This window comes from Chamaesiphon sp. OTE_8_metabat_110 (assembly GCF_031382685.1).
GTDB lineage: Bacteria > Cyanobacteriota > Cyanobacteriia > Cyanobacteriales > Chamaesiphonaceae > Chamaesiphon.
On the sequence record NZ_JANMZA010000302.1, the window covers coordinates 1 to 4,362 of the forward strand.

Consider the following 4,362-nt stretch of genomic DNA (forward strand, 5'->3'; position numbering starts at 1 on the left):
GTATTTTTGGGGATGTTTGTTGTCGCGGGATTCAGTCACGAGACGATCGCTCAACCAGGGGCTAGTCCCCAAGAAATGAAGGAGATGGCTGAAGGTTTGGCAGATATATTTTTAAATGGGGTGTTGGCTAAAAAGTAATAAAAAAGTAGGGCACTGCCCACCATCTGGGTTTTAGGTACTTTTAATCTAATTAAAATCAATAATTCGATCGCCTGACTAATCCAAACAACTTTTACTTCTTAGCCAAGACACCGTTTAAAAATATATCTGCTAAACCTTCGGCCATTTCCTTCATTTCTTGAGGGCTAGCACCTGGCTGAGCGACTGTCTCGTGACTGAATCCAGCTACGACAAACATCCCCAAAAATACCTGCGCGATTACCCGAGGATTCATCTTGCGATAGACACCGCGTTCCATTGCTGTTTGAAAAAATGCTTCGGCGACATCGGTCATTTTCTCAACTACTTCTGATTGAATGCGATCGCGTAAATCTTGATGCAGTTGGACTTCCATAAAACAGACGCGCATCATGTCATAATTGTCACCCAGTCGCAACATTCGCTTGTACATCACATGGGAAATAGCTTCATAGCTAGCCATTTCGCTCAATTCTGTCAATAGATCTGTCAATAAGTCGATCCAGCCTTGAGTTGCGACTTCGACTAAGATCGCTTTTTTGTTAGTAAAATGCCGAAACAAAGTCCCCTCAGCAATCCCGGCTTTTTCCGATAGTTCCTTTGTCGTCGTGCCATCATAACCATTGCGAGCAAACAGCTTTTGAGCCGCTTGCAAAATCTTGTCTCGGGTATTTAGCTCGGTTTTGTGTCTGCTATTAAATATCTGCATACATACCCAGGATAATCACAATACCTGTTCAATGGGGTCTCTACATTATTACGCCAGTAAAAATGAAATTTTACGCATTACTTCATAGTTCTTTAGAGATAGTTACTACACTTTACGATCGAACGATGAAATCGTGATTTGGCTTCAACTTTCTTAATATATCAAAGCTGGATGAGACGCGCCCTAACAATCTACCAGATTAATACCTCTAGATCATCCCAAAATCTACAATTGAGCGGGCGACTGTGGCGGATTTGGCGATGCTGGTACTGGCAATAACTCATCCCGCAGCCGAGAGATAATCGTCGCATCATCGACGCGATCGAGGATTTCGCGAATGACGGTATTAGCGCCCAATTGTCCCCAAGTACAACCTGCTGCTAGATAAGTTTGAGCAGCTTTTCCCACCATGTACGCCCCATATCCGGCGATCGCACCCTGAATTGCGCCCGCACCTAGATAACCGGGAAGTGCGGCAAAATTGACACTCGAACCGATGAGCAGTGCGGTTGTTTTGCCCACACCAAAGGCGATTCCAGTCACTAATTCACCTAGCAATAAACTCCCACTACTAAACAAAATTCCATTGAGTAACTTTTTGATTTCATACTTAGTCATCGGGAGATTGTATAACTTTGCTAGCGATCGAATCAGCATGAAATCGACAAACACCCCACCTAAAACATCGAAAATCGCGATCGGATTAGCAGCAACCGCTATTGCTTTATACCTGGCAAATTCCCAGACTAAACTATTGGCTTCGGCTTGAAGATCGGTGAGGGTATTTTTGGCTAAATTTGTTTGAGCAGATCGCGCTTGCACTAAAGCATTAACCGCCAGTAAAGAACGACCCTCACGGGCTAATAAGTCTTTAATTTTAGTCTTGAGTGGTTCGATTTGAGGTGCTGACTTTTCCCATTCAAATTTCTTCGTGCCGTCGGGATATTCGATCCGCACTTGCATTGGGGTGGGATCTGCGGCAACCATGACGACTTCATCAGCCGATACCAATCGTTGCAATAGTTCATCGCCCAGGCTGTTGTCGCTTAAGTTGCGTAACTGCTGGTAGATTTCTTGTTGCGCTTGCTCGGGATACAGATCGGCTTTATTAAATACGAGTAGTAATGGTTTGTGTGCCTGCCGCAATTCGCGTAAGGCTTGATATTCTAATTGCGTGATATCTCCGGCAATCACAAATAAAATTAAGTCCGCCTGTCCGACAACTTCCGCCGACATTTTAGCGCGGGCATCCCCGTCGATTTCATCTAAGCCAGGGGTATCGATCAGATCGATTTGCATAATTCCATCTGGCGACCAGTGGATCGATCGCGGAAACCGCGTTACCCCATTGAGTGGTCCAGTTTCGAGCAGCTTTTCCCCTACTAAAGCATTGAGTACCGCCGATTTACCGCGACTGACCAATCCAAATACCGCAATCCGATAATTATTCTGCTCTAACTTGGCTAAAGTCGCCGCTAAGGTGTCTAAATCGCCCTGCAAGCTAGGAGAAACCGTGCCGACCTTATCGGCGGCATATCGAGATAAACTTTGCTGTAAGCTCGCTCTAGCCCGATCGCAGTCTGTCTCGGGGCGATCGTCTTTGACTGAGGGTACTAATGGAGAGGGGACTGTCTCAGAATTACTCATGTTCTAGGTGCCCGATCGGGGAATCATTCTTTTAGGCTAGCACTAATTTTGGCGGCTAGTTGGAAGGGGTAAGAGGTAAGAGGTAAGAGGTAAGAGGTAATGGGTAAGCTTACCTCTTGCACCAGTACATAAAAATAGACTCAAAACCTAATCATAAGTACTATCCACTATCCACTATCCACTATCCACCATCTAGGTTTCAGATGATTCTAGTAGTTAAAATAATTGTGCCGACCTACCTAAGTACTATTCACTATCCACTATCCACTATCCACCAGCCACACTTCGGCTGTCGCTCAGTGCAAGCTATCCACTATCTAGAATTAGTAAGCTGACAAGATCGCGATTGGGGTCGGGAGTGAAGATGTGGGTACGTTAAAGATCTTCGAGTCGATCGCTTAAATTAACATTAGGAGCAAGTGTAATGTCTACCATTTTGGGTTTGGGACTAATTATTGTCAGTGTTTATTTTCTGGGTCAAAATATCATCTTCACTACCCACCTTTATAGTAGCTGGTTGCAGAAAACCTCAGCAACAGCTTCAGTATTAGCGCTACTTGCAGGGGTTGGTTCGCTGACCTTTTGGCGACGGGAGTTGGGGAACTTTGGCTGGTTTTTTATCGCCATTGGGATTATCTTAGTTTTCTTAAATAGTGCCGTAATTTTGCAGCCGACTAGTCTATGGACATTTGTGGTCGCGATGTTAGCATTTGCTAGTGGTTATCAACTACTCACTAGCGGTAGAATTAGATTCTAAAGTATTATTTTTGAAACTCTCACTAGCTGGGTAGTAGCGATGAAACGACGAATTTACTGCACCCTTGGGTTATTAACAATCTGTGGATTGGTAGCTTGCGGCAAAAAAGACCAGCCAACAGCAACGAATATCCCCACCGCTACACCGACACCCATCGTGACACCTGCGGTGCCATCGCCTGTCGCTCCGCCCCCACAACAATTACCGCCTGCAACACAACCCGCGCCAGCCGCGATCGAGACTCCTAAAACCGTCCCAGTATCGCCAGATACACCAAAAATTGCGGCTTTACCCAAATCTATCTATCCCACACCGACGCCAGTGGCGATTCCCATCGTCCCCGAACCAGTGCGCGTCAAAACAAATTCTAAAACCGAACCAATTACCAAAATCAAGCTGCCCGCAGCACCAGATCGAGAAATTACGCCAGTGGGCATTGGATCTGCCAAAATTGGGATGACTTTTAAGGAACTCAAAGCAACAATCGGCACTGGATATCAGTTCCCAGTTAAAACCAATTTTATTGAAGGATTTGATGCGATCGCCGTAACTAAAGCCGGGGCTGTACAATACTATATTCCCTATCCCACTGGCACCAATTTTACCGATGCCGATCGGATTCAACATCTGATGACCGACAATCCTAACTACCGCACGGCAAAAGGCGTCGGCCCTGGTACGCCCATCGGACAAGCCGCATCGGTCTACGGCGGCGGCGCGACGCTCTCGATGAGCAAAGAAAATGAATCGCGCGAGTTTATCAACTTCAACCAGCATCCTGATGGTTTAGCTTTTCGCCCCAAACCAGTAGGCACTCGTTCCTTTGCTGGCGACTATCCCGAAAGTAATGACGATTATCTGAAGACTCAAAAGTACGATCGACGCGCCGCAATCGGTCAAATTACCGTCTCCTGTGCGGAAGATAAGTGCCAATCGGAAAATTAGAGGGTAGATGGGAGTTGGGAGTTGGGAGTTGGGGGGACGGGGAGATTGTTTTCTTACCTCTTACTCTTACTCTCTACTTCCACCTCCCAACTCCTACCTCCTACCTCTTACTCTCTACTTCCACCTCCCAACTCCCAACTCCCAACTCCTACCTCTTACCCTTTAC

At 46.1% G+C, this 4,362-nt stretch carries 4 protein-coding genes and 1 pseudogene; 3 read left to right on the plus strand and 2 right to left on the minus strand.

Annotated elements, in window-relative coordinates:
* A pseudogene (locus tag RMO52_RS10940) lies at window positions 1-138 on the plus strand (TetR/AcrR family transcriptional regulator); the annotation flags it as partial.
* Window positions 139-232: 94 nt separating this feature from the next.
* Here the strand turns inward: RMO52_RS10940 and RMO52_RS10945 are convergent.
* Entirely contained in the window at window positions 233-847 is a 615-nt protein-coding gene (locus tag RMO52_RS10945; protein ID WP_310413940.1) for a TetR/AcrR family transcriptional regulator, read from the minus strand.
* Between the two features lie 225 nt (window positions 848-1,072).
* Window positions 1,073-2,494: a GTP-binding protein gene (locus RMO52_RS10950; protein WP_310413943.1), complete on the minus strand. Its 1,422-nt coding sequence runs from the start codon at window positions 2,492-2,494 to the stop codon at window positions 1,073-1,075.
* A 424-nt stretch (window positions 2,495-2,918) separates the two neighbouring features.
* Between RMO52_RS10950 and RMO52_RS10955 the strand changes: the two genes are divergently transcribed.
* Window positions 2,919-3,251, plus strand: coding sequence for a hypothetical protein (locus tag RMO52_RS10955; protein WP_310413946.1), 333 nt, complete (start codon window positions 2,919-2,921; stop codon window positions 3,249-3,251).
* A gap of 39 nt (window positions 3,252-3,290) precedes the next feature.
* On the plus strand, window positions 3,291-4,196 hold the full coding sequence (locus tag RMO52_RS10960) for a hypothetical protein (RefSeq protein WP_309742021.1): 906 nt from the start codon (window positions 3,291-3,293) through the stop codon (window positions 4,194-4,196).
* Window positions 4,197-4,362: the final 166 nt, after the last annotated feature.

Coding starts and splice junctions, on each gene's coding strand:
- RMO52_RS10960 (WP_309742021.1), top strand. CDS start 3,291: ATGAAACGACGAATTTACTGCACCCTTGGGTTATTAACAATCTGTGGA.
- RMO52_RS10950 (WP_310413943.1), bottom strand. CDS start 2,494: ATGAGTAATTCTGAGACAGTCCCCTCTCCATTAGTACCCTCAGTCAAA.
- RMO52_RS10955 (WP_310413946.1), top strand. CDS start 2,919: ATGTCTACCATTTTGGGTTTGGGACTAATTATTGTCAGTGTTTATTTT.
- RMO52_RS10945 (WP_310413940.1), bottom strand. CDS start 847: ATGCAGATATTTAATAGCAGACACAAAACCGAGCTAAATACCCGAGAC.